This is a genomic window from Paenarthrobacter aromaticivorans (assembly GCF_019038615.1).
GTDB classification, from domain to species: Bacteria; Actinomycetota; Actinomycetes; order Actinomycetales; family Micrococcaceae; genus Arthrobacter; species Arthrobacter aromaticivorans.
On sequence record NZ_JAHOPC010000010.1, the window covers coordinates 55,887 to 80,930 of the forward strand.

Consider the following 25,044-nt stretch of genomic DNA (forward strand, 5'->3'; position numbering starts at 1 on the left):
TGCTGTTTGGTGGTTGTCTTAGTCGAAGCGGTATGGCTCCTGCGGGCCCACGGAGGGCAGCGGCCGGGGACGCTCACAGGTGCTTTCGATTTCGATGTGCTTGCCCTGCTCCGAGGATGCCTCGAAGGCGAGGAGGACCTCCAGCACGTGGTAGGCGAAGTCGCCGCCCGTCCGGGGTTCCAGACCGTTCCGGATGGCGTAACCGAACTCGGCCAGGCCGATGCCGCGGTAGGCGTCGTCACGGTGAGTGATGGGCGTTTCCCGCCAATCGCCGCCGCCGGGAGGCGTCATGTCCAGCGCGAGGTCACCCGGCTCGCCGCGGCGCAGCACGGGAGCGCCGGAGAAGTGATCCGGGTTGGGCGCGGCCAGGGAGCCGCCGGTGCCGTAGATCTCCAGGTGCGGCAGATTGTGGTTCCAGATGTCCCAGCTGACGATCACGGTGGCAGCAGCGCCGGACTCGAAGTCGAGGGTGCCCGTGACGTGTGTGGGTGTCTGGATCCGGATGACTTCACCCTCTTTGCCCGGGTGGGGACGGGTCTCGGACGAACGCGGCGTGGTCGCGGATACCCGCTTCACCGGGCCGAAGAAGTTCACCAGGTTGGTGATCAGGTATGGTCCGATGTCCAGCATGGGGCCCGCGCCGGGGCTGTAGAAAGGGTCCACGTTCGGGTGCCAGTGCTCATAGCCCCTGCACGCGAAGGAAGCGAAGGCTGCCACCGGCTCGCCGATCCAGCCGTCGTCGATGAGCTTGCGGCTGGTCTGCATGCCGGAACCGAGGAACGTGGTGGGCGCGGAACCTACTTTGACGCCGGCTTCCCTTGCTGCGTCCAGGATCTGCTTCGCCTCTTCAAGGGAAGTTGCGAAGGGTTTCTCGGAGAGGACGTGCTTGCCGGCCGCGATCGCCTGGAGGGTGACCGGTGCATGGAGCTTGGGCGGCGTGAGGTTGAGGACCAACTCCACGTCCTGATCTGCCAGCAGTTCGTCGGGTGTGAGGGCTTTGGGAACGTCGTACTCGGCAGCACGCTTCCTGACAGCCTCGGGGTTCACATCCGCGAGCGCCACGATGTTGACGTCGGGGTGGACGCCGATCTTGTCCAGGTATTGGTTGAGGACGTTTCCGACGCCGATGATGCCGACTCGAATGGGTTCCATGTGAATCTCCGTTTATTGGTGGTTGGAACATCCCGGGGCGAGGAATATACCTCGCCCCGGGATGGGTTGCGATAGCCGGTGGCTAGCTGGCCTGGCGTTCCTGGCGGGCCTTGGCCGTGGCTGCCTCGTCCACTGCGCCGTCAGTGATGACCACGCCGTAGTTGGCGGCTGCTGCCTCGAGGGTGACGCGGGACTCGCGGTAGTCGTCGAGGACTGCCAGGACGTCGCGTTCCAGCGGGTCGCCGTAGCCGCCACCGCCGGGGGTGATGGAGACGACTTTCTCTCCCGATTGCAGGTCGTAGCGGCCTACCACGGGGATTTCGCGGCGTTGGCCGGTCTTGAGGTCTTCCACCCAGGCAGAGGGTTCGGCGCCGTCGTGGCCGCCGCGGACACCCTTGGGAGGGTTGATCTTGCCTTCGATGCCGTAGGTGAGGGTGACACTCTCGCCGCGGGGCTCCATGGTGACGCGTGTTGCGAGTCCGCCGCGCTGGCGGCCGGCTCCGCCGGTGTCGGCTACCAGGGTGCGTTCGTGGACAAGGATCGGGTAGCGCTGCTCGTCCACTTCCACGCTGTCGTGGTACAGGAGGGCCCCGCACACGGGTCGCTGGTAGGTGGGCCACCCGTCAACGTACGGGGTGGCCGGACCACCGACGCCGCCTACGAGGATCTGGTTGACGTAGGGGTTGCCGTTGCGTTCGTCCGTGCCGGAGATGACCGACTTGGCCGGTGCTTGGCCGGCCGCGCCCTCGGCGGTGCCGTAACCGTCGTCGATCTGGGAGAAAGCGGCCTGGACGATGTTGACCACGCGGTCCGCGAGGTTGGTGGTGCCCGACGAGCAGGAGTAGGGGTGCTTGGGAACACCCACGGCGCAGCCATCACGCAGCAGCACCTCCACGCGGCGGAAGGTTCCGGCGTTGCTCGGCAGATTCTCCGGGATGCCGGAAAGGATGCCGGCCAGTGCGGCGCCGGTGGCCGTTGCCTTAGTCAGGTTCAGGCCGTTCGGGAGGTTGTCCGGATTGTCGCGCAGGTCAATGACGATCTTGCCCTGTTTAGGCTTGACCTCGAGGGTTGCCTGCAGTTGCACGCCATCGGGGCCGGTGCCGGGGAAGGGATCGTGGGCTGAGGTGCCGTGGAGGACGTACTCGGGCAGCTTCTCGATCGCGCTGGCGGTCAGGCGTTCGGAGTAGTCGAACCAGGCGTCCACGAAGTCCACCAGGTCATCCACGCCGAACTTTTCTGCGAGCTCGTGGATGCGGCGCTCGGCGATGCGCGAGGCTCCGACGGAAGCGAGGTAGTCGCCGTACCACTGGTCGGGAACGCGGATGCGGGAGCGGCACATGCGGATGATGTCGTCGATGTCCGTGTAGTCGCGCTGGATCCGCACGCAGGGGAAGATGAGCGCGCCTTCCTCGTAGACGTCCCGCGCGGTAGCGAAGAACGTGGTGGGAAGCGAGTTGCCGCAATCTGCCTGGTGGGCTTTGGTGACGGCCGTGAACAGGTGCCGTCCGTGGACGAATATCGGAACCAGGATCACATGGTCTGCGGCGTGCGAGTTTCCCATGTAGGGGTCGTTATGGAGAAACGCGTCGCCTTCGCGGATGTCTTTGTGCAGTTCCACCATGTCCTCGCCCAGCGGGCCGGCACCGAAGACGTGCACGGGCACACCTTCGGCGGCAGCGAGCAACTGGTTGTCCGCGGTCAGCACGGCACAGGAGAAGTCGCGGGCCGTGTTGATGACGGATGAGCGGGCGGAGCGGAGTAGGCCGCTGGTCATCTCGCGGACAATGCCGTCGAATGCGTTGGCAAGGACCGAGAGCTTTACGGGATCGAATTCGCGGGTCACGGTTACGCCTCCTTACGGGTGAGGTAGATGTTGGATCGTTCATCGAGCGTGGCGTCCCACTCCGGCGGCACGACGATGGTGGTGGTGGGCTGGTCGATGACGGCCGGTCCCACGACCTTGTCGCGTGGGGCGAGCGTCACGCCGCGGTAGCGCTGGGTGCTGAAGGGTTCGCCGCCAAAAACAATGCTGTCCGTGCGGTGGATTTCCGCGGTGCGGCTGAGTTCGCTTTCGGACTTGGTGTGCTCCGACCGGGGGATTTCCACGCGGACACCCCAGGTGATGATCTCAACGCGACTGTCCGGATCGTGGGTGCCGTTGCGGCGGTCGTGCTCCTCGTGGAAGGCGCGCTCGATGATGCCTGCCGCATCGCCGGAGGTGTCCGGGGCGGCGTCGAGGTAAACGCGGAGGTCCCAGGCCTGCCCGGGGTAACGGGCGTCCACGAAGTAAGTGACCTTGGGTGCTTCGCCCACGCCGTCGAAACGCTTGATGAAGACTTCAGCCTTGCCTGTCAGGTCCTCCACTGCGCGGGAGGCCGAACCGGCGTCAAAACTGCGGGTGTCATTGTGCAGCGGCGAGAGGAACTCGGTAGCGATCGGTGCGCGATGGGCGCCGTAGGCGGCCAGGACGCCGGCGGTCGCCGGGATCAAGACGGTTTCGGCTTCCAGGAGCCTGCCGATGATCGCTGCGACCATGGCGCCTGCGCCACCTCCAGCAACAATGAGCGCACCCCGGGGGTCAACGCCCTGTTCGAGAGCAGACTGGCGGATGGCGGTAGCCATGTGGTTGGCGGAGACATCCAGGATGGCTTGGGCGGCCTGCAGGGTGTCCATCTTCAAGGGACCGGCAATGCGGGTGTCGATGGCCTTGATGGCGGCCTCACGGTTCAAGGTGAAACCACCTTCAAAGCCCTCTGTGTCGAGATAGCCAAGGGCCACGCAGGCGTCGGTGACAGTCGGCTCTTCGCCGCCGCGGCCGTAGGCTGCCGGGCCGGGGGTGCTGCGCGCACTCTGCGGGCCTACGCGAAGGAGGCCACCGCCGTCGATCCAGGCAATGCTGCCGCCACCGGCGCCGATGCTCGAGACTGCCACGGAGGACAGGCCAGTGAGGTGCCCGACGAACGGCTCGCCCAGCCAGGCTTCACGGGTGTGGCGGACCACGCCGTTCTCGACCAGGGACACATCGAAGGTGGTGCCGCCCATGTCGCAGACAACCACTGTGTCGTGGTCCGGAGCCGCCGCCGCGCCAACCAGCGGAGCCATGGACGGGCCGGAGTTCAGCAGCAGTACCGGGCGGTCCAGGACATCGGCGACGTCGAGGACGGCACCCTCGGAGGTAACCACCAGCAGGTCGCCGGCGAAGCCGTACTTCTGGAGGTCGGAGCGGAGCTTGCCCAGGTGGTCGGCCATCAATGGCTTCAGGGAAGCATCGATCGAGGCTGCCGAGGAGCGGCGGTATTCACGGATGGTGGGGTTTGCCGCGTTGGAGAGCGTGTACGGAACGCCGGGCAGGATCTCCTGGATCAGCTCGGCAACGCGCTTCTCGTGGGCGTCGTTGATGATCGACCACAGGAAAGAGACGGCCACAGCTTCAATGCCCTGTTCCTTGAAGGAACCCAGGACTTCCCGTACCTGCTCTTCGTCCAGCGCCACCAGGATGTCGCCCTCGGAGGAGATGCGTTCAGTGATCTGGAAGGTCAGGTGGCGGGGAATGTAGGGCGGCGGGTACGCGGCTTTCGAATCGAAAGCATCACGACGGCCACCTTCGCGGAGCAAAAGGGTGTCGGCGAAACCGTCCGTGGTCAGCAACGCCGTCTTGGCAACCTTGCCGGTGAGCACTGCGTTGGTGGCGTGGGTAGTGCCGTAGACAATAACGTCTGCGTTGCGCAGCACGTCGTCGCCGCTCCAGCCAACGGACTCGGCAGCACGGCGGACCGACGCTTCGAATCCGGTGAACACGCGGTCGTAGGTGGTCAGCGCCTTGCCGACCGCCATGTCGCCGCTGTTGGAACCGACCACGACGTCGGTAAAGGTACCGCCGGTGTCGACGGCAATGCGGTACCGGGCCTCACCTGGTTGTGTCTGTACTTCACTCATGGGTCTTCATTACTTTCGTAGGGCTTGCAAGGGATTAGAGCTGGGGTTTGCCAACGGTGTTACGGAGGAGTCCAACCTTGTCGATCTCGACTTCCACCGTGTCTCCCGGTTCCAGCCAGACAGGCGGGTTCCGCTTGGCACCGATGCCCTGCGGGGTTCCCGTGGCAATGACGTCGCCGGGTTCCAGGGTGAGGAAGCTTGAGAGGTAGGAAGCGATCCGGGCGATGGGGAAGATCTGGTAGCTGGTGTTGGAGCGCTGCACTTCGATGCCGTTCACGCGGGTGGCGAGGTCCAGGTTCTGGGGATCGCCCACTTCGTCCAAGGTGACCAGGGCAGGGCCCCACGGGGTTGACCCGTCGACGGCCTTGCCTGCCAGCCACTGCGTACCGCGGTACTGCAGGTCCCGGGCGGTGACATCGTTCAGCGGTGCAAGCGCGGCAACGTAGTTCAATGCTTCTTCTTCGGTGACCTCGCTGGCCTTGCGCCCGATCACCACAGCGAGTTCACCTTCAAAGTCGAGGTTCTCGCTGACCTTCGCACCGCCGATCTCGTCCTCGGGACCAACCATGGTGGAGGAGAACTTGGCGAAGACGTCCGGGTACTCCGGTAACGCGCGGCCGGTCTCGGCAACGTGGTCCTTGTAGTTCAGGCCGATGCAGAGCACCTTGGAGGGATTGGGAACAGGTGTTGTCAGCCGGATATCGGCCCGGGCACCCACATGGGCTTCCGGGTCCTGCCCGGCCAGTGCGCTGACCTCGGCCGAGATGGCCTCAAGCCGGTCGCCGTAGAGTTCCAGGAATTCCCGGACGGAGGTGGTGGCTCCGTGCACTGCCTGGCTGGAACCCTGCAGCAGCAGTTCCAGGTCATAGACGGTGTCATCGATCAGGACGCCGCCGCGGATACCGGATACGTGTTCGTAGGAAACGATCTTCATGGTTAGTTTGCGCCTTCCGTGGTGGGAGCGTCCAAGGCGACCGCCAGTACGGCGTCGGCCAGGCGATCAGCGATGTCGTCGACCACCTTTTCGTCCATAGGCGTGGACAGGGACAGCAGGTTGGCCGGAGAACCCAGCAGTCCGCGCTCGTAGGAGGCCCACCACAGCTTGTGCTGGGTGTGCTCGTCCACCTTCTCCGCTCCGGCCGGAACCGCGCGGAGGAGCGAGCCGCTGCCACGGATCTCCCAGCCGGCGTCGACCACCCTGGAGTTCACAGTTTCGCGGGCGTTGTCGCCCAACTGGTTCAGGCGCTTGACCTCATCGTCGGTGTAGAGGCGAAGGGCCACGGAACCGGCGGCCATGCTGACCGGGTTGCCGGAGAACGTGCCGCCGTGGGGCAGGCTGCCCGGGCGGGTGGGGTCCACCTCCGCCATGAGCTCGGCTTTGCCGCATACTGCTCCGACGGGGAATCCGCCGCCAATGAGCTTGCCCGTGGTCAGCAGGTCCGGAGAAACCCCGTATTCGCCGCTGAAGCCGTTGTAGCCGAGGCGGAGGCTGATGACCTCGTCGATGATCAGCACAATGCCGTAACGGGTGGCGAGTTCCCTGGCGGTCCGGACGAATTCCTTGGTGATGGTGAGGAGGCCGGCACGGTTGGGCAGCAGGTCCAGGATGATGGCGGCGTATGCGTCTGGGGCGGCTTCAACCGCCTGGCGCAGGAATTCGATGTCGTTCAGCGGCACCGCTGTGACGTCGTCGATCACGCCACGGGTGACGCCGCGCTGGTAGGACGGTCCGCCGGGAACCAGGGCAACCTCCGACGTTCCGTGGTAACCGCCTTTGGTGACGATGACGCGCTCACGGCCGGTGCTGGCGCGGGCGATGCGGATCGCGGACATGACGGCTTCGGTGCCGGAGTTCGCGAACCGGACCTGGTCCAGCTCGGGAAGGCGGCCGAGCAGGAGTTCGGCGAGTTCCCATTCGTAGAGGTTCGGGATACCCCAGCTGGCGCCGGTGGTGAGGGCCTTGGTTGCGGCTTCGGTGATTTCCGGGTGGGCGTTGCCGTGGATCAGGGAGGTGAAGTTGTTGTTCGCGTCGATCAGTTCACGGCCGCGGTCGTCCCACACCTTGTAGCCCTCGCCCTTGATGGCGTAGGGGCTCGGAGCGCCGGTGTAGTAGGTTGACCGGCCGTAGCCGCCAGGCAGCAGCGGGAAGCCGCGCGGCCCACGGCGCAGGTGCGGATCCTCGGCAGGGTTCTGCAATGCAGCCAGGTCTTCCAAATGGTTGGTGGTAGCCAAGTCGGGTTTCTCCAGTCTTTTCAGTTCAGAAGTCTTTTCAGTTCACGACATCGATGAGCGGCTGGCCGGTCAGCGCGAGGCGTACCCGCTCTACGGCACCGTCCTGCAGGGCACCCGTTGACCGGTTGGAACGCCAGGCGATGTGCGGCGTGAGGACGGCGTTGGGTGCCGTGCGCAGGGGGTGATCAGCGCCGAGCGGCTCCTGGGCGAAGGTGTCGATTCCGGCGCCTGCGATGTGACCCGAGGTCAGCGCCGAGGCGAGCGCGGCTTCATCGATGAGGCCGCCGCGGGACACGTTGACGATCACTGTGCCTTTGCGCATTTTCGCGAGGACGTCGGTGGAGATGAGGTTTGCGGTCTCGTCGTTCAGCGGCAGATGGAGGGAGACGACATCGGAATTCTCGAGGATGTCTTGCAGCCCGGTCATCTCAACGAAGCTCTCCGTGACGAAGGGATCGTAGGCGCGGACCCGGGCTCCTACTGCCGAGTACATGCGGGCCACGTGCTGGCCGATGCGGCCCATACCCAGGACGCCGACTTCGAGCTCGGAGAGGACAGGGGTGTCGTAGCCGATGGTTCCGGCCCAGCCGAGGTTGTCGATCGCGGCGTTTCCGGCGGGCAGGCGGCGGGCCAGTGCCAGGCCCATCGCGAAGGCATGGGAGGCGACTTCCTCCGACGCCGTGCCGGGAACGATCGAGACCGGGATGCCCGCTTCGGTGGCCGCGGCGACGTCGATGTTGTCGTAGCCGATTCCGTACCTGATCACTGCCCGGCACTTGCCCATCAGCGGGAAGTCGGCGGCAGTGAGCTTGGCGTAGGGCGTGATCATCACAATGTCGGCTTCGGGAAGCCCTTCACGGAAGGCGTCGGTGTCTGCCGCGGGGTTGAGCGTGTATCCGAACTCCTCCGCGAGCGCGTGCTCACGGTCCAGGTCCGGGAAATGGTGGGGGGCCACAAGAATGGTTCCCTGGGCATCGCGGGTCATAGTCAGTTGTCCTGTTCGTGTTCGTACCCTCGGTCGCTGCCAGACACTCCTTGGGACGGGTGCCGGTGTCGGGTGATTTCCAGTACAACGCGATATCGGGGCGGCCATCCGTGCCATATCGAGACACCGGGGGGACACTGTCGCACGCTGTTGTGCCGGCTGTGCGTTCGCCGCCGGGCAGCACAAGCGGCCACTCGCCGTCGGGCCTTTCGCCGCCGGGCAGCGCGGAGCAGCCGGGCCCCCTTTGGAGGTCGGCTGCTGCTCCTGCGTGGCGTCAGAGGTCGAAGCCGCGGCTGCGGAAGTAGTCCATGCGCCGGTACAGCGTGGAGCGCCCGATCTGCAGCGTTTCAGCGGCCAGGCTGCGGTTGCCCTTGGCCTCCTGCAGGGCCGTGCGCAACTCGCTGAGTTCTGCATCCTCGAGGCGGGATAGCCTGCCCTTCGTCAGGACACGGTGGAATCCCTGGGGCAGGTCGTCAACTGTCACCTCGGCACCCTCCGCACGTTCGACGGCGTTGGAAACCACGGCCCGCAGCTGGTCGATGTTCCGTGGCCAGTCGGCATGGGTGAGGGTGGTGATGAGCCTGCGGGACAAGCGCCGCTCCCCCCGCTCCCCTGCGATGGCGTTGGCCAGTTGGGGGATGTCTTCGCGCCTGTTGCGCAGGGGCGCCACGGAGACCTCAAGGACATCGAAGGCCTCCGAAAGCAGGAGGGTGGCATCCGTGGGGCGGGTGACGGTGAAGATCAGCTTGGTGGTGGCGTTGTTGCGGAGGTTGCGGGCAATCTCACTGGCTTCGTTCTGGGATAGTTCATCGGCGTGTTCAACGATCAGCGTCGCGGGAAGCTCGGTGGCCACCCGGTGCACGACATCCCTGAAGTTGGCATTCCTGAGGTCTCCGTTGCGGGCATCCACAACCATCTGCCCACCACGCAGGGATGCTATGGCACCGGCAAGCCGCAGTTTTCCGCTGCCGAGTTCACCGATCATCACCACGGACCTGTCCTGGTCCACGGCTTTCCGCGCCAGGTTGAGTGTGCGTTTGAACTCTGTGCTGGTGCCATCCACGTAGTTCAGCAACCGTTCAGCGGTCCCTTGCGGTGCCAATTCCAGGGTTATTGCCGCGTTTGCGGAAGCGTTCGCCCGCTCCTTGGCGGGCGCATGCGGCCGGACCACCACAATTGCTCCGACGTTGGCCGCCGAAAGCGTTACCGGTGATATTTCCAGCGTGGAACGCCCCGGCCCCTGCAGCATGACTTCGCAGTTCATGTCGCGGCCGGAAGCCATGACCGCTTTGGCGTAGCCGAAGACGATCGAGAAATCGCTGTCCACCAGCGTCGCCGTCGCCGAAGCGTTCTGGAGCGAGTTTTTACCGTCGACGGCGATGACGGCCCGGTTGCCCCTGCGGCGCGAGATTCTGAGGTATTCGCTGAGAAGTGCCCGCTCCTTGGATGAGGTCCGGACCTCGATGTCCCTCTCAATGCGGGAAGCAACTCCCTCCAACATGAGCAGGGTGGATGACGGTTCCAGCGTGCTGACCCGGTTTGCCGGGAGAGTCAGCCCAATGACAGCCCGTACACGGTTATGGAATGGGTCGCGGACCAAGGAGGCAAAGCACCAGTTGCCGCGCATGTCCTCCCGGAAGTGTTCCTCCGGTGCCAGCCAGACTCCACGCCCTTCTTCCAGTGCCAAGCCTTCGCCATTGCTGCCACAGCTCTCCTCCAGCAGGGAGTACCCGGCAGGGAACCCGTCATCTCGCAAAAAGTTGGCCTTGACCAGGACACCGTTGGGGGCGGTGATGTTGACGTAGCCCCCCAGGTCGGCGGCCACGTCGTCCAGTTTCTGCAGGTGCGGGCCGGCCGCTGCGATCGTGTACTCGTCTACCCGGCCTTCGTCGTAGAACCCGCGGTCGGCGAAGGCATCAACGCCCGCAGCACGGCTCCGGTACCACGAGCGGGCGACCATGGGACGGATCCCACTAAGGTCGGCATGGGGTTGCATCAGGAAAAGCTCGCGGACGCGGTTGGTTTCACGTGGGGTTTCATTCGGCCACGGTGACAATAGTTCTGCAGACATTGGGGCAGGTTCTCCCTGGTATGTGCGGGTCAGGATGCCAGTGCCGGGCCGGTGCCGCCGCCTGGTCTGATCTTTCGTGGGCGCCGCCGCGGCAGCTTGGGACGGAATGCCTGCCGTGCGCTCCAGTTCTCATTCAGTGACGCGTTGTCCTCCAGCGCCCGTGCGCCGATGTACGCGGCAACCATTCCGGAAAGTCCGCTTCCGAGAATGACGTTGTTGTTCCGAGCAGCCCCCAGGCTCATGTTTTCGGTGACCATTGTTTGCTCTTCCCTCGGACCATCCGGGTTGGTGGGTGCATGTGCTCCGCGCCACTTTCAGAGTACCTAACTAACAGACGTTAGGGAAGTGCCAGGCGAAATTTACCTAACGACTGTTAGGATGGCGGATTATGAGCGTGACGTTGTACGAAGCCGCCTCCCGCGCCTTCGAATCGCAACTGAAGGAATGGAACTGGACGGGCCAGAAGGCGGCCCGCCAGAACATCCTTGAGGCCTTCCTGCAGCTCGCCATCGCCAACGGTTTCAACTCCGTCTCGATGCGGACCATCGCAAACGCCGTCAACATCAAGCCGCCCAGCCTCTACTCGCACTTCCCTGACGGCAGGGACGAGATCGTTGCCGAATCGCTCCGCTGGCATTTCCACCGTTTTGGCGTTGCGCTGCTCGAAGCGGTGGCTCCGGCCGGCAATGCGGAAGAGTTCTGGGACGCCATGGTCAGGCTTCACTTCACGCGGCAGATACGGCTCCCCGAGAGCAACCTCTGGGATTTGCTCGTGGCCACCGACAGGATGGCGGAAGTCCTGCCCAAGGACCTCCGCGCACAAGTGGACGAATGGGTTGCACTCCACGAGCAGATGTATGAGGCGGCGGCCCGTGAAATGGGGTGTGCCGATCCCGCGGAACACGTGAAGGTGGTTGTCACCCTCCTCGAGGGTGCCTCGCGCTGGGCCCCCCGCGACTGCACCGACGCCGAGCTTGAAGAGTTGGCGGACCGCGCCGTCACCCTGTCCCGGGCGATTTTGGCCGTCGACTTCGGCTCAGGAACACAATAGGCGACGGTGGTCAATCACCCTCGAGCATGGGCCGGCGTCTCGCCGAGCCGGCCCGCCCCTCTTCCAACGTGGCCCAGAGTGGCACAGCGCGGCAAGAGTCCCTCCCCATACTCTTCCTACTACAACAGCACTGAAAGTAGACCGGACCCGCCCGGCCAGTGAGCAACGTTGACTGCTGCCTTGGCGAACTTGGGAGAACTGATGAACAGCTACTATCCACTTGCCCTCTTGCTTGCGCGGCAGGAACAAGCCACCTTGAGCAAGCACCTTGCACACAGCGCCCTCCCCACGGCACCTACCCTTCCTGACGGGAAGCAGCAATTACGACGGCGATGGCTGGCGTTGCGGGGACGGGTTGCTACCCGCCTTCATCGCATCGCGTGGGCCATTGAGCCCTTGCGCCACTAGCTCCAGACAAATGGGGCTACCAAGCTTGTGATGACAATCTTTGACCTCACGATTCTTGCCCATCACACCTTCAAGACGTGATGCTCGGCGGCTGTTCTAAGAAGCTCGGTCACGGGTTCTATTCCTCCAGATAATGAGTATCACAGCCGCTGCGCTGACCGCGGCGCCGAGCATTGCAGGCGACACACTGTCGCTGCCGGTGGCGTCCCGGAAAAGGCCGTTACTGTAAGGGCTTACAAAGCCGGCAATGTTACCTACGGAGTTAATTAATGCGATTCCGCTCGCGGCTGCTGCGCCATCCGCAGCGTCAGCGTGGACAACGGCCACGACCCCGAAAATTTGCCCTGGTTGGCTACGATGATGCCGGACCAGTGCACATCGCCGAACTGGCAAGAACGGTCGGACGACCACTCTCCTCATCCCACCCTACCCAGGGGCCCTGAGCGCCTACGGATGCCTCATCGCCGATGCCAAGTACGACTAGGTCAGCAGCCTCAACATCAACGTTGAAGGCGCCGAGCTAAGCCAGAAGGTCCAAGACATCCTGAGCCAGCACGCTTCCGAGGGCACAAGACTGCTCACCTCCGACGGATTCACGTCCGAAACCATCGCCGTGGAACACTTCGCCGACATGAGTTTCAGTAAACAGCGCTACACGCTGCGCATCCCGCTCGGGGACCGGCAGCACGGCTGGACCTCCAACGGGCTCGCCGATGCCTTCCTGCGCGAACACGCCAAATCCTACGACGGCAGGCACCCGGCACGAAACATTAAGTTGATCAACCTGCGAACCGTCACTACCGGACGACGATCCCTTCCGTCACTGGCACCAACCCAGACCAAAAACACGCATCAGCAAAGCAAACGGGGCATCAACTTCACCGGCGAAGCACAAATGGTCGATGTCCTGTCACGGGACTCCCTGGTACCCGGTCAATCACTTGAAGGACCCCTCGTGATCGAACAAATCGATACCACCATCATCCTGCCCCCGGTAACCCGGTCCACCGTCCATGACATCGGTTCGATCATCGTGGAGGTGGCACGATCAGCCGCACCGACGTTGATCCGCTCTCCTTGGCCGTGATCCGCGAACGTCTCGAACAGATCGCCGATGAGATGAACACAGTCTTCGAACGAATGGCATTCTCCCCCGTCCTTTCGGACGCATGGGATCGCGCCGACCGAATCTACTCCGCTACGGACGGATCCATGATCGTCCAAGGCATCCGGGGTCTGCCCATCTTCGTGGGCACCATGCAGTATATGCTCGCCAGCGTCCTGAACATCGCGAAGGAACCAAGGCCATGGGATACCTGCCTCGTCAACGACCCCTTTGCCGGCGGAACCCACATCATGGACACCAAGCTCGTCAGGCCCTACTTCTACAAGCGATACTGCAAACCAATTCCCGGCTGCCCGACGACATCATGGACGATGTCCAAGCCACTGCACTGCGGGTCGGCGATGAACGCCTCACGGAGCTGCTCGACGAATACGGACCAGAACTCGTCTCCAATGTCACTGACCTCCTCCGGGAATGCTCTGCCCTCCAATGCGCAGCTATATCCGTAACACTCCGGATGGCTCGTACAGCTTCACCGAGCGGATGGACAACGACGGCATCAACGACGCCCTCCTGGACGTAGCGGTCCGCCTCACCATCAGCGGCGACGAAATGACCATCAATTTCAGCGAGTCCTCCCCACCGTGCGAAGGACCATGAACTCCGTCTACGCGGCCACCGTCTTCAGCGCCATCGTGGCCATAAAGCACGTCTTCCCCGACATCCCCATCAACTCGGGGATTTTCGAGCCCCTGTCCTTCATCATCCCAGAGTCCGTCTTCCTCAACGCCAAGCCACCGCGAACGCCAAGCCACCGCGCCCCGTCGCAGGCTGCGCAGCTGAAACCAGCCAACGCATCATCACAGCCGTTATGGGGGCCCTCGCTGGTGCATTGCCGGACCGCGTCCCGGCCGGGTCCTCCGCCACCTCCAACAATCTCTCCATCGGAGGCGTCGACGAGGACGGCGAGCAGTTCGTCATGTACACCTTCCTTGGTGGCGGATATGGCGGATACCAATCGGGCGATGGTTTGTCCAACGGCTGCTCCCTGATGAGCATCGGCCTGATCCAGTCGGTTGAAACGCTGGAACAGCGCTACCCCATCCTCGTACGCCAATACTCCCTCAGGGACGAATCCGCCGGTGCTAGCACATTCCGGGGCGGACTCGGCGTCGACTTCGAGTTTGAATACCTCGGCAAGCACGGCCGCGCCAGCCTGCTCTGCGGCCAATCCAAGACAGCACCCGTCGGCCGCATGGGCGGCCAACCCGGTGCGGCATCCGCCCCCTGGTTCCGGCTGCGGGAAAGAAGATCACTCTTCCCATGGTCAGCAAGGGCGAAAACGTCACAATCACCCAGGGCGACCTTATCTGCATTCTCACCCCGGGCGGGTGGCTACGGGGACCCGGCGCAACGATCCAAACAGGCGATCGCGCCTACTGAACCTGTCGCTCAATGGCACGTGGGTCATCGAGTCGCCAGCTGCAGATCATCTCTGCCTCCTATATGAAGGACTCTTTGTAAGCTGCCCCAAGAGCGAAGGCTCCTGCCCATGCGAGTAGCAGGGTTGGTCAAGTCACCCCTACATCCATATTTAACGTTCATTAAGCTATGTCATCACCCGGTGCTACGGTAATCTTTTAGGTCTGAGAGGATGCTCCCCCTTGGCGGTTCATCCGGGAAGTGCGCACTTGCAGAAAGTCTTTCACTCTCGTCAGGTGCGGTTACCGAACTGGGCTGAGGGGCCATTGGCTCTTGCAGTGCCTCAATCAAGGTGGATATATTTCACTAGCTTTATAGTCATTCAACGCTCCACGCCATTGATCCCGAGAAGGTGGCTACGTCACTGGCGGTGACCGCGCCCCTTTCCCAAGTGCAAGTTAGGAACGCTCATGAACAGCCAGCGAGACGGACTAGACCAGGAGGTCAGGGCTCCCCTCGAACTCCTTCTGCAATCACTCCCCGGCGGAATCAATGCCATCACCGATCTCGCAGAACGCCGGCGCGTCGATGCGAAGATGGTCGCGGAGATGACCCAAGAGATCGTAGCTGCACAAACCTGCTCGACCGAAGATCTGATGGTGGAAAGGTCTTCGGACGGCGGCCTCGTCCCAGTGAGAATCTATCGTCCAGAGAATTACGTCAAGGGCTCCGCGGCCATCTTTTTCATACATGGTGGCGGCATGACGTTGGGCAACTTGGACTACGAGCACGGCTTAGCCGTCAAACTCTGCGAGGAGCTCGGCATCCTCGTCGTGTCCACGGGCTATCGCAAAGCCCCCGAGCATCCCCATCCTGCTCAGCTGGAGGACTGCTATTCCTCGCTCTCATGGATGGCGTCCAATGCAACGACCCTAGGATTCGATCCCAGGAGACTGGCCGTATACGGGGGCAGCGCTGGAGGAAATTTGGCCTTGTCGACATCCCTCAAGGCGCGGGACATGAAGTACCCTCAGATCGCGTACACGATGGCTCCTTATCCTATGGTTGATCATAGAAATGCTCTGCCGTCGACATTCGAAGTTACTGAGATAGGTGTGTGGGACCGCAGAACAAACATCGAGGCCTGGAGCTGGTTCCTCGGTCACCAGGAACCAGACGGATACGCCGCACCACTCCACGCCGTCAGCCTCACGGGATTGCCCCCTACTTTCATTGACGTAGGAACGCACGACTTGTTTCGAGATGAAGACATCGCGCTGGTTCAGCGGCTTATAGCGGCCGGCGTACCTACAGAGCTCCACGTGTACCCCGGCGCCTACCATGCTGCAGAGCTTTTCGCTCCAGAAGCTGCGTTGTCCCAGAAAATCTGGACAACGCGGCTGCGCGCGCTACGCGAGGCCCTCAAACTCTGACCCCGGGCAGCCAAACGGTTGGATAAACCAGTCCGGGCTGCACGCGTCACGGCCAATGACGAGGCCTATCCTCCAAAAACGGATTGAATACATCGAACCATGCCAATGTGGGGCGGGGTGGATGCGGTGCAGGCGGAATCTGTCTGTGACCGAGTCGTTGCCGATGACGACTTCACATAAGCGAGCGATGCTGCCGGATGTATCTTTCTACGGGGACGCAAGGACCTACGCCCCGAGTACGCTGCTGTCCAGCACTATGCCTTCGGCGCCTGACACACATCCCTTGGAGCGCGTGGGCATGTCGAACCAGGCTCTTGCATTGGCGGTGAACGGAGGCCCAACAGGCTTTGTGGGAGACGCTTTCCAAGTCCGGGACGGCGTCTCATCGGGAGGTCCGGAGGGCCCAGGTTTTGCTGATGGCCGCCGAAGGCTTGGCCAGCGAGTGGATCGCGAGGGTGGTTGGTGTGAGTCCGGCGACTGTGCGTTCGTGGCGGGCGCGCTTCGCCGGGTCTCGCCCATCTGGGTGAGGTCTGTCCGTGGCGGGAGGCAAGTCCGTCATCCTGCAGTCAAGGTTTGACGAGATCGTTGAGCTGACGCGAAATTCCTGGCCTGAGGGGCAGACGCGCTGGTCGGTGCGGCCATAGCGGCGAAGGTCGGAGTGTCGCCGGCCCAAGTCTAGCGTATCTGGGCCGCGCGGTGCCTGAAGCCACATCTGGTGGACTCATTCAAGCTCTCCAACGACCCACGTCTTGAAGAGCAGCTCATCGACGTCGTCGGTCTCTATTTGAAGCCGCCGCAAAAGGCGGTGGTGCGCTAGGGGAGCCAGGCACAGAGCGACGACATCAGTGACCTTCGCGACGAGGTCCGGATCAGTGGAGAATTTGAACGCCCCGGCCCGCCAGGGTTGCACCTCGTATTCCCGCCAGGCCCGGGCCACCGTGGCGTTGGCGTTCCCAAGACCCAGATGCGCGCCGGCAGCCGCGGGGACCAGTGCGTCACCCCGTACTTCTTCGGGGGCGTCAGCAGTGTGGCGGCCACAACGTCCCGTGGTTCGTCCTGCGCGCGCCCGGGACGGTCGTGGTCATGCAGACCCTCACTCACCGCGGACTCGTAACGGTTACGCCACCCGATGGCCGTGGTGCGGGTAGTCCCGATCCTTTCGGCAGTCACGGTGTTCGACAGACCTTCCGCGGCCAGTATCGCGATCCGCGCCCGCTGCGCGGGCCTGCCCGACCGGAGGTAGACCGGGACAAGCGCAGAAGCTCCTCAAAATCACCTTCACGAAGACCCAGGGCAGCAGCAAGACGGCTGTCCATAACCAATCTTCCCAAACGCCCAAGTGTCTAACTATTAACGACACACGACACTAGTGTTTTCCCGGGATAGAGCCAGTGGGCGTCCTCGTTACTGAGTTTGACGACCTCAGTCAGGTATACGAGTTCTTCGAAGGTTGTTTTCGCTTCGGCGTGGCTCCCAAGCAGGGAATTCTTTCATCAACTGACGCCCTAGATCGAACGCCGATGAGATATAAGGTAAAACCTTATATCTCATCGGATGAGTCATTTCCGCCCTATCCCCTGCTCCGGTCGTGATCGGCGGAATCGCCGCGGAGTCCTGCGGTGTTTGGGGAAGCTGTCAGCCCCGCGGAGATCCGCTGCGACGTGGGGCGATGTCTGGACGCGGATAACGGCGTGAGGACCGTCTCTTACCTGCGGTTTTGCCTTGATGGTTGGCGCGAGAAGTCTTGGCCGGCATCGCAGAACCCGCCGCTCACCCTGGGCCGTGAAGACAGGCAGGAACTGATGTTCGTAGGACGGCTGGGTGGAAAACCAGGAATTCAGCACGCCCACATCCGAATCCCCGATGCCATCTTCCGAACCTTATGAAGGGCCGACGATCTTCGTCCGGCCCACGCGGTTCCGGCTGGCGGTCAGAGCCTGGAACACTGGCAGTGCTCTACTTTGCGGTCACGACCAACCTTAACAGGCTGTGGCCCTGCAACCCCTCGGAGGCAATCCGACGCACGGTCGCCTCCATGCCGTTATGGCTCTGGCCCGCATCCTTTGCATGCGCCCCCAGCACCTGGACAGGGGTTCTGTGGGACTTCAATATCACGGCGGGCCGATGGAACGCCTTCACCAATTGTCTGTTGACTTTGTCGCGACCGCACTTCACTCACAGATTGGCTGCGAGCGGTAGCCCAGGACGCAGTGGTGGGCCTTGCCCTCGGTTCATTTTGGGAAGGGGGTGTCTCCACCAATTTCCTGAAGGTGGACGAAATTGGCGACCTCGCCTAACCAACCCTTCTCGGGATCTCCCGTGAGCCACGAGTGAAGGCCCCGGTAGACGAGAAAATCAGGGTGTCTATCAAAGGGCAGGTCACAGCTCCGACGACAGAAAACGCTATAGTCATCGTGAGTTCAAACCTAGATCTACGCTCATTAGTGCGCGCGTGATTGCGACACCCTGAGTGACGCAGGAATTCATCGCATCCTGCTTCCCATTCCACGTACACCACTCACCAGCGGCGCTTAAGACTTTGACGACCACCTTCACAAACTTCCCCACGTCATCGAAGCGGTAGCCGAGCTCGAAAGCAGCTGCTGCGTACATTCGTTCGTACAATCCGTACCCCTCGAAGTACTCCACGAGCATTTGGGGTGGCAGGAAACCAGCAACGCGGTCAGCCGCTATCAGGACGTCCCACAAGTCGTGTTCCGGTGCCGCCAACTGACGCTCAAGGTGTACACGTACTAGGCTTCTCCAGTAGGTTTCGGCGTCTGCTGCGTGTTCTATCGCCTGGAGCACGGCTGAAGCGAATTTGTAAAAATGCCAACGAAAGGCTTCGGTGGCGATCTCGTCAACTCCCCCAGGAAATCGCCTCAGAAGGATGCTTGGCCTTACGCCAAGTTGATGAGCGAGGCTCCGCACGGAGAGGCTCCTGTAACTCTTAGTGCACGCCTCGGACACAAATGTCTCCAGTAGCTGGCATCCCTCGTCCGATAAACACGACCAGTTGAACTTTTCAAGGTATAGACGCATCTCAGATGAGGCCGTCAACATTGGTGAGGCAGCCGCCCGGAAGTCAGGATAGTTACCCGGTCCTAACCCAGCGACATCAAATTGACTCATTTCCATGTCCGCCTTGCCTCTCCCCCTTATGGGATTATTGTTGGTCGCGGCCATGTGGGGCCGCGGGACGGACGGCGTGCCCCCGAAGGTTCTGATATCACGAGGGGTCGTCAAAGCTCCGTCGTTGCCGGCCAAGGGTTTGTATGAAGCAAGCCTCATTGCCCCTTGCTGATGTTGCGCGCTGCCCGCGTGTCCAAGTAGACGTGGCAGCAGGGTGACTACCTGGCAGCTGAGCGAACGCTGACCTATTTCCGGAACCTTCATGAACGGCTCACGCTTCTATTGCCTCAGTAAGCGTGCACCGCTGAGAGGTGGAGGAAGATGTGTCTTCGGGGACGCCGACGCCGCAAGTGGGTCGGGCTCGCCGGCCCACTTAGTCGCTTATTTCATGGAGGGGCCGGCCAAGTTCAGAGCAGAGTCGGACTACCCTCTGCGTCAAGGTTAAGGGCGCGACGCGTAGGGCATAGAACCTCGTCGACCATCTTCGATCCGACAGCTGCGCCTCCGGGCCCAAGAACTCTGAGGCATGGCACGCCCAGGATACAGGCTTGCCGATGGGCCATCGTCTTCCTCTTCGCAGGTACCAGCGATGCGCTTCAAAGAGCTCTGACGTAACTGGCCCATTGATCGCTTTCTTCACGGAGGGGTTACTTTTCGGCAAGGCGATTGAACCTCGGTGGAACCAGTAGCTGTGTTCACGCACTGGTCCCACCGGTGGCTTCTGCAATGTTGCCGTAGGCAGCTACTGGTTGGGCAGGCTGCTGCCATCGAGTGCGTGCGTTGGTTCTAACTGGTCAGCGTTCTGCGTGGCGGCTTTACCAGCGGGGCTGTGATCAGAGTGACCGAGGCCGGCGTACAGGTGCGGCTTGACAAACCGAAAATAGAGGGTAAGGGCGATGCCGGCAAGGAAGGTCGTGGCCAAAATCAGTGCCAGGCCGATGTTCTCCCCCGGAGCTCCTCCCACGATGAGTTCGAAGTGGAGGAGCGCGAAAACCACTGTGAAGGCGAAAGCCAGCAACGAAACCAGGGGAGCGATGATGACCTTGAAGGCGTTTTCTCCCGAGAGCTTTGCCTTGGTGCGGAACCAAACAATCACGGACAGGCTGACAGCGCCCATCAGGAAAATGATCCCAACCGAACCCAACCCAGAAAGTTGCCCATATACCTTAGCGCTGTCGGTCCCGGCCAGGATTAGAAACAGAATTACGAGGCCGGCGGCGACCCCCACCGCAGTTGAGGCCCGGTGGGGCGAGTGGTGGCGCACGTGGATTTTCGACAAGTAAACCGGTAAGGCCCTGTCGTACGCCAGGTTGTAGACATAACGGGCCACGACGTTGTGGATGGAGATCAGCGCCGCAACGAGTGAAGTAATGACGAAGATAAATGCGAGCTCTGTGAAGACGGGGGCGACGAACGCGCCGATAGCGTCAGGAAACATTGCTGCGGGAGCATTGGTTGCCACTTCTTGCGCCTTCGATCCGTATGCCGACGTCAAGGCGTAGGCCGAAATGATGTAGAGAACGCCCACGAACAGGACAGCTCCGTACGTTGCTCGCGGGATTGTCTTATTGGGTGTGCGCACTTCGTCTCTGAAGAGCGCGGTGGCCTCAAAGCCCATGAACACCAAGATACAAAAAAGCATCGTGACCGGAACGTCGCCGCCCATGAGGGCTCCGGGCGTGAAAGGTGTGGCGGAGAGCCCCTCCGCGCCTCCCTTCGCAAGCACGAACACATTGAAGATCATTACAAGGATGACTTCGCCGACCATGGCGATGGAGAGAATCTTTGCAGAAACCTCGATGTGGAAGTAACCTAACGTGCTCACAATGGCCCAGCCAGCGATGGCCCAAGCCCACCAAGGAATATCCGGGCCGTTGAGGGTGGTGACCAGCCCTGACACGCAAAGTCCCAGAAAGGCGTAACTCCCAACGAGAACAGCTATGTAGGAGACGATGGCCAAGTAGGCGGAGCCGAGTCCGGCCCCCTTGCCGAGCCCCGCGGTGATGAAAGAGTAGAAAGCCCCAGGTTTAGGCAGGTGCTTGGTCATGGCGATATAGCCGACGGAAAAGACCAGCAGAAGGATGGTCACAAGAACGAAGGCAAAAGTAGCGCCTTCGCCGCCGAAGAGGATCGTGAACGGGATGAATCCGGTGACGACAGCCATTGGTGCGGAGAAGGCCAGGACGGTCAACGTCAGAGACGAAGCGCTCATCTTTCCCGTCAGTCTGGGAGTGTTGCCTGCTTCCTTTGCTAGTCCTAGGGACCCGCTGGATGCTGCGTTGGGCCCGTTGAATGCTTCTTCATGGCCCTGCGGTTGGGGTAATGCGCTCATAGGAGTATGTCCTTTGCTCACAAGCGAGCGAGTGGAGAGGGATTTAACGGTTGTAAAACTAGGCGCCTCAATAAATGTAACTACGGTCACGTGGGCCTTGGCAAGAGTTTGGCCGCATATTTCTGGATGTCTTGATGGTGGGATCGCCTGTTTTGCGGGGATTTGCTGACGTTGCGCACTGTGGAGGGTGGCCTTGCTGTGGACGTCGATTGAACGAACGTTAGAGCCTTGGTCCTCTGAAGGGCGGCAGAACTTAACGGCTGTTAGGTAGGACCTCGACGGGCGACTGCTTCCCTCAGCTCGATCGGGGGCCTTGGCAGAACTGGCAAAGGCTGTGTTGAACCTCGCTACGAGCGAGAACCGTGGTGCCTTCTTGCGGCGGTCGAGAACGTTCCCCGGCCGTTCACCTGTTCAATCCGTGTCGGCCCAGGAACGCCTACCACGTCCGCGCACAAGGTAGGGACGTCCAAGGGTTCGCCCCACTTGGGCGTGTCCTTTGAAGAAACGGAGAGGAGGCCAAAGTTGTTTTTCCAGATGTACTGGTGCCACGCATCGATTTGCATTTGTGCCGGAATGGTTTCCTGGTTCCACGCCGCGGTCTGTATGGAGTGTTCCACGGCGACAAGAGCCTTCATCGTGCCCGGCCGGGAGGAGACACTGCGGTATCTGGCAGCGAGGTAGGTGCCTTTGGTGCGGGAGACTGCAAGCGCTGCGATGCCTAGGGCGGCTTTGAGGTATTTGTTGCCTGGTCGTGTGTGGGATGACTTGACGCGTCCCGCGGATTCTTTGGGGCCGCGAGTTTGCCTGCCGTTGAGAAGACGCTCATGTCCGCGCCGGTTTCCTCGATGAGAACGTCGGCGACCAGAGCAGAGACCCCAGGGATGGCGCAGAGGGCGTCGCGGGCCTGCCGGAACGGTTGCATCAGCCGTTCAATGGCCTCCGTCAGGGTTTTGACCCGGCGGGAGCGTGCATCGATCTGTTCCAGATAAAGTCTGGTCATCAATACGTGGTGGTCGCCGAACCTGCCGTTCAGGGCTGCCGCCAGTTCAGGGATCCACTGCCTGAGCTTGCCCTGCATGGGCTGCCAGGATGTGAGGATCGCGTTGGCCGCCAACCAGGTCCTCGAGTATTTCCCTGGAGGAAACTCCCGTCAGGCTTGAGACGACGGCGGAAAGCTTGATTGCCGAACTCTCCAAGAACTTTTCCAGCCGCTGAATTTCGCGTGTGCGGTCTCGGACGGTGATGGCTCGTGCCCGAGTTAGGTCACGAAGGTCGCGGATAGGCGGTGGGGGTACGAACGAGGGTCGCAGGAGCCCATGAAGGGGCGAGTTGAGCCAACCATGCGGCGTCCGAGACGTCTGCTTTTCGTCCGGGATGTTGCGGGCGTTTTTGGCATTTGACCAACAGAACCGGCAGCGTGTTCTCGAGCACGTAGTAGAACGGCTTCCAGTAGTCACCCGTTGCTTGCACGGCCACAGTCGTGACGTTTTGCCGCTCTAGAAAGTTACGCAGGTCCAGTATTCGTCCGCAGTTGAAGCCCATGTGCTGACCGTAGAGCTGAATTGGCCCTCATTGGCGGACGGCAGGCGCACGCAGACTTTGGCGTCCCGCTTTGAGATGTCGATTCCGACGGCCCGGTCGTGGATGATGTTGTTCCTCCCGCACTATCTTGACGTGATAGCGGTGCCCGGTATGGGGAGGACAGGATGACAGATTTGGAATCTAATACTCGTGCTCGCAGCAAAAGTCCAGGGTTCCTGTGGGTCCTCCGCGCCACGCTAAGCAGCGGGCCGAAATTCGGCACCATTGACACATCAGCATCAACCACAACGGACAATCCCATCATGCGCGCGGTTCGCTTGCGGGGCCAGCAAAGTATGCAGCACCCGGGGACATTTTCGGTCCTCACGGAGCGGCGCGGCCGCTGGCTCGCTGGGCATTCAACCCGGAACAGGACCACGAGCCTTGATCGAGCCTACCGGGGTCGCGGCCGACGCTGCCACCATCCTCTTTAGAATCTGCCCGACTACCGTGTCATCTCCCCCACCGTCACCGCCGGCCGGCGGCAGGTCATCGTCGAAACCGATGAATTGCCGGGCTGCGGTGTCATCGCCTCCCGGCGGAAAGAGCGCCGCTTCCAACGGCTCCGCGATGGTCCCGTCGCCGGGCCGGTGGACGTGCTCTGGTCCAAGTACCGCTGGTACTGCGAAGAACCGGCGTGCGACCGGCTGTCGTTCTTCGAATCCACCCCACAGGTCCCGCGCCCTGTCCGGTCCACGAGCCGGCTTCGGGACCAGCTTGTGGACGCCGTCATCACCTCCGGCAGGGCAGTCTCTGAGACATCCCTTTGCTGGCTCTTCGTGGTTGGTGGGGAATTGAGTTCGTGTCGTTGAAGACAAGGGGGCCCGTGGCCCTGCTGGGATGAGTGTGTCTAGCATTCAACCTGGAAGGAACACGGGCCTTGATCGAGCCTACCGGGGTCGCAGCCGACGCTGCCACCATCCTCTTTAGAATCTGCCCGACTACCGCGTCATCTCCCCCACCGTCACCGCCGGCCGGCGGCAGGTCATCGTCGAAACTGACGAGCTGCCGGGCTGCCCGGGCTGCGGCGTCATCGCTTCCCGGCGGAAGGAACGGCGCTTCCAACGGCTCCGCGATATTCCTGTTGCCGGCCCGGTGGAGGTGCTCTGGTCCAAGTACCGCTGGTACTGCGACGAACGGGCCTGCGACCGGCTCTCGTTCTTTGAATCCACCCCACAGGTACCGCGCCGTGCCCGCTCGACGAGCCGGCTGCGGGACCAGCTCGTGGACGCGGTCATCCGCTCCGGCAGGGCCGTGTTGGAGACAGCTGCCGGGTTCGCGGTGAGCTGGTGGATGGTCCCGCGCAGCCGTCACCGAGGCGTACCTGCTGAAACTGCCCGACGTGGACAACCTCAGCCCACGGATCCTCGGCATTGACGAGCACCGCTTCCGGTCCGTGCGCTATTTCCAGGACCCCGTCAACCAAGTCCTGGACGCGCTTCGAGCCGTGGATGACTACGATCGTGGATCTGGACACCGGGCAGGTCCTTGGCGTGGTCGACGGGCGGGACCATAAGGGCGTCGGGAACTGGCTGTTCGCCCGACCGTTGGAGTGGCAACTGGCAGTGCAGGTCGTCGCGATCGATCCCTCCGCGGCGTTCCGGAAGGCGCTGCGGATGTGGCTGTCCCGCACCGCTGTCGCGGTCGATCACTTCCACCTGATCTCGCTGGCCAACCAGGCGATGACCGAGACCCGGCAGAACCTCTCCCAGCAGGTCAAGGGCCGTCGCGGCAGGGCCATCGATAAGGCTTGGGCGCACCGGATGCTCCTGCTGCGCGGTGGCAACAATCTCCGCTGCCGGGCCGTCCTTCGGCTCGAGGAAGTCTTCGCCGCCGATGATCCGACCGGCACCCTCCAGGCAGTCTGGAAGGTCAAGGAACAACTCCGCGCTCTGCTGCGGACCAGCTCCCTGGAGGATGCCGCCGCAGCCAGGGAGGTCCTCGAAGAACTCGTCAAGACAGCGGCGCGACCTGAGACAAACAGGCTCTACCGCACGGTCTGCCGATGGTGGAAAGAGATCGAGGTGCTCATCGTCACCGGCGCCACGACAGGCAAAGTCGAGGCCAACAACACCGCCATCAAGAACATCAAGCGAACCGCACGCGGGTACCGCAATGCAGCAAACTACAGATCCGTTATCCTCTTGAGAAGTGCCGTCCGGACGGCGGCATGACGCTCATTCCAGGGACCCATTTCCCCACGAACCGTGAAGAGCCCCTTTGCTTCGCTGTGTCCTGTGGAT

At 62.3% G+C, this 25,044-nt stretch carries 22 protein-coding genes and 4 pseudogenes; 10 read left to right on the forward strand and 16 right to left on the reverse strand.

Features of this window, described 5'->3' with window-relative positions; translation table 11 throughout:
* Positions 1-18 precede the first annotated feature (18 nt).
* The 8 genes from KSW38_RS15860 to KSW38_RS15895 all read right to left on the reverse strand — a co-directional run bounded on the left by KSW38_RS15860 (position 19) and on the right by KSW38_RS15895 (position 10,633).
* Positions 19-1,152 (reverse strand): Gfo/Idh/MocA family protein, encoded by a 1,134-nt coding sequence (locus KSW38_RS15860; protein WP_216925886.1) that lies wholly within the window; start codon positions 1,150-1,152, stop codon positions 19-21.
* Between the two features lie 82 nt (positions 1,153-1,234).
* Positions 1,235-2,995 carry a hydantoinase B/oxoprolinase family protein gene (locus tag KSW38_RS15865; RefSeq protein WP_216925887.1) on the reverse strand — a complete coding sequence of 587 codons (1,761 nt, stop codon included), beginning with the start codon at positions 2,993-2,995 and terminating at the stop codon, positions 1,235-1,237.
* A gap of 2 nt (positions 2,996-2,997) precedes the next feature.
* On the reverse strand, positions 2,998-5,088 hold the full coding sequence (locus KSW38_RS15870; RefSeq protein ID WP_216925888.1) for a hydantoinase/oxoprolinase family protein: 2,091 nt from the start codon (positions 5,086-5,088) through the stop codon (positions 2,998-3,000).
* A gap of 34 nt (positions 5,089-5,122) precedes the next feature.
* A complete protein-coding gene (locus KSW38_RS15875; protein ID WP_216925889.1) occupies positions 5,123-6,022 on the reverse strand; it encodes a fumarylacetoacetate hydrolase family protein in 900 nt (299 codons plus the stop codon).
* A 2-nt stretch (positions 6,023-6,024) separates the two neighbouring features.
* A complete protein-coding gene (locus KSW38_RS15880; RefSeq protein WP_216925890.1) occupies positions 6,025-7,320 on the reverse strand; it encodes an aspartate aminotransferase family protein in 1,296 nt (431 codons plus the stop codon).
* A gap of 37 nt (positions 7,321-7,357) precedes the next feature.
* Positions 7,358-8,305, reverse strand: a complete 948-nt coding sequence (locus KSW38_RS15885) for a C-terminal binding protein (RefSeq protein ID WP_216925891.1) — start codon at positions 8,303-8,305, stop codon at positions 7,358-7,360.
* Between the two features lie 274 nt (positions 8,306-8,579).
* Positions 8,580-10,376: a sigma-54-dependent Fis family transcriptional regulator gene (locus KSW38_RS15890; protein ID WP_216925892.1), complete on the reverse strand. Its 1,797-nt coding sequence runs from the start codon at positions 10,374-10,376 to the stop codon at positions 8,580-8,582.
* A 29-nt stretch (positions 10,377-10,405) separates the two neighbouring features.
* Positions 10,406-10,633 (reverse strand): hypothetical protein, encoded by a 228-nt coding sequence (locus tag KSW38_RS15895; protein ID WP_216925893.1) that lies wholly within the window; start codon positions 10,631-10,633, stop codon positions 10,406-10,408.
* 131 nt (positions 10,634-10,764) lie between these two features.
* Between KSW38_RS15895 and KSW38_RS15900 the strand changes: the two genes are divergently transcribed.
* From KSW38_RS15900 to KSW38_RS23860, 8 genes and pseudogenes are all read left to right on the forward strand, one after another.
* Positions 10,765-11,427, forward strand: a complete 663-nt coding sequence (locus tag KSW38_RS15900) for a TetR/AcrR family transcriptional regulator (RefSeq protein WP_216925894.1) — start codon at positions 10,765-10,767, stop codon at positions 11,425-11,427.
* A gap of 201 nt (positions 11,428-11,628) precedes the next feature.
* Positions 11,629-11,835 (forward strand): hypothetical protein, encoded by a 207-nt coding sequence (locus KSW38_RS15905; RefSeq protein ID WP_216925895.1) that lies wholly within the window; start codon positions 11,629-11,631, stop codon positions 11,833-11,835.
* 499 nt (positions 11,836-12,334) lie between these two features.
* Entirely contained in the window at positions 12,335-12,922 is a 588-nt protein-coding gene (locus KSW38_RS15910) for a hydantoinase/oxoprolinase family protein (RefSeq protein WP_308169407.1), read from the forward strand.
* The gene (locus tag KSW38_RS15915) at positions 12,919-13,410 is read left to right on the forward strand and encodes a hydantoinase B/oxoprolinase family protein (protein ID WP_216925897.1); all 492 of its coding nucleotides are present in this window, start codon (positions 12,919-12,921) and stop codon (positions 13,408-13,410) included. Before KSW38_RS15910 ends, KSW38_RS15915 begins: the two co-directional genes overlap by 4 nt.
* Before the next feature lie 34 nt (positions 13,411-13,444).
* Positions 13,445-13,596: pseudogene (locus KSW38_RS15920) on the forward strand (hypothetical protein); the annotation flags it as partial.
* A gap of 134 nt (positions 13,597-13,730) precedes the next feature.
* Positions 13,731-14,411: pseudogene (locus KSW38_RS23855) on the forward strand (hydantoinase B/oxoprolinase family protein); the annotation flags it as partial.
* A gap of 382 nt (positions 14,412-14,793) precedes the next feature.
* Positions 14,794-15,756, forward strand: a complete 963-nt coding sequence (locus tag KSW38_RS15930) for an alpha/beta hydrolase (protein ID WP_216925900.1) — start codon at positions 14,794-14,796, stop codon at positions 15,754-15,756.
* Positions 15,757-16,103: 347 nt separating this feature from the next.
* Positions 16,104-16,283, forward strand: coding sequence for a helix-turn-helix domain-containing protein (locus tag KSW38_RS23860; protein WP_216925901.1), 180 nt, complete (start codon positions 16,104-16,106; stop codon positions 16,281-16,283).
* 286 nt (positions 16,284-16,569) lie between these two features.
* On the opposite strand, the gene KSW38_RS23865 is transcribed toward KSW38_RS23860, so the two are convergent.
* The 7 genes and pseudogenes from KSW38_RS23865 to KSW38_RS15965 all read right to left on the reverse strand — a co-directional run bounded on the left by KSW38_RS23865 (position 16,570) and on the right by KSW38_RS15965 (position 23,619).
* Positions 16,570-16,926, reverse strand: coding sequence for a hypothetical protein (locus KSW38_RS23865; RefSeq protein ID WP_428982394.1), 357 nt, complete (start codon positions 16,924-16,926; stop codon positions 16,570-16,572).
* Positions 16,927-17,123: 197 nt separating this feature from the next.
* A pseudogene (locus tag KSW38_RS23465) lies at positions 17,124-17,240 on the reverse strand (carbohydrate kinase); the annotation flags it as partial.
* 925 nt (positions 17,241-18,165) lie between these two features.
* Complete coding sequence (locus KSW38_RS15945) at positions 18,166-19,047, reverse strand: hypothetical protein (RefSeq protein ID WP_216925902.1); 882 nt, start codon at positions 19,045-19,047, stop codon at positions 18,166-18,168.
* Positions 19,048-19,630: 583 nt separating this feature from the next.
* Positions 19,631-21,100: an APC family permease gene (locus tag KSW38_RS15950; RefSeq protein ID WP_216925903.1), complete on the reverse strand. Its 1,470-nt coding sequence runs from the start codon at positions 21,098-21,100 to the stop codon at positions 19,631-19,633.
* Between the two features lie 838 nt (positions 21,101-21,938).
* On the reverse strand, positions 21,939-22,334 hold the full coding sequence (locus KSW38_RS15955) for a hypothetical protein (RefSeq protein ID WP_216925904.1): 396 nt from the start codon (positions 22,332-22,334) through the stop codon (positions 21,939-21,941).
* 149 nt (positions 22,335-22,483) lie between these two features.
* Positions 22,484-22,762, reverse strand: coding sequence for an IS110 family transposase (locus tag KSW38_RS15960; RefSeq protein WP_216925905.1), 279 nt, complete (start codon positions 22,760-22,762; stop codon positions 22,484-22,486).
* Between the two features lie 398 nt (positions 22,763-23,160).
* Positions 23,161-23,619, reverse strand: coding sequence for a hypothetical protein (locus KSW38_RS15965; RefSeq protein WP_216925906.1), 459 nt, complete (start codon positions 23,617-23,619; stop codon positions 23,161-23,163).
* Between the two features lie 214 nt (positions 23,620-23,833).
* On the opposite strand from KSW38_RS15965, the pseudogene KSW38_RS23735 reads away from it, so the two are divergent.
* Positions 23,834-23,887 (forward strand): annotated as a pseudogene (locus KSW38_RS23735) (hypothetical protein); the annotation flags it as partial.
* 148 nt (positions 23,888-24,035) lie between these two features.
* Here KSW38_RS23735 and KSW38_RS23740 read toward each other — a convergent pair.
* Entirely contained in the window at positions 24,036-24,278 is a 243-nt protein-coding gene (locus KSW38_RS23740; RefSeq protein WP_308169400.1) for a hypothetical protein, read from the reverse strand.
* Here KSW38_RS23740 and KSW38_RS23475 point away from each other — a divergent pair.
* Entirely contained in the window at positions 24,265-24,975 is a 711-nt protein-coding gene (locus KSW38_RS23475) for a transposase (protein WP_308169401.1), read from the forward strand. The two genes, KSW38_RS23740 and KSW38_RS23475, sit on opposite strands and share 14 nt — an antisense overlap.
* Positions 24,976-25,044 lie beyond the last annotated feature (69 nt).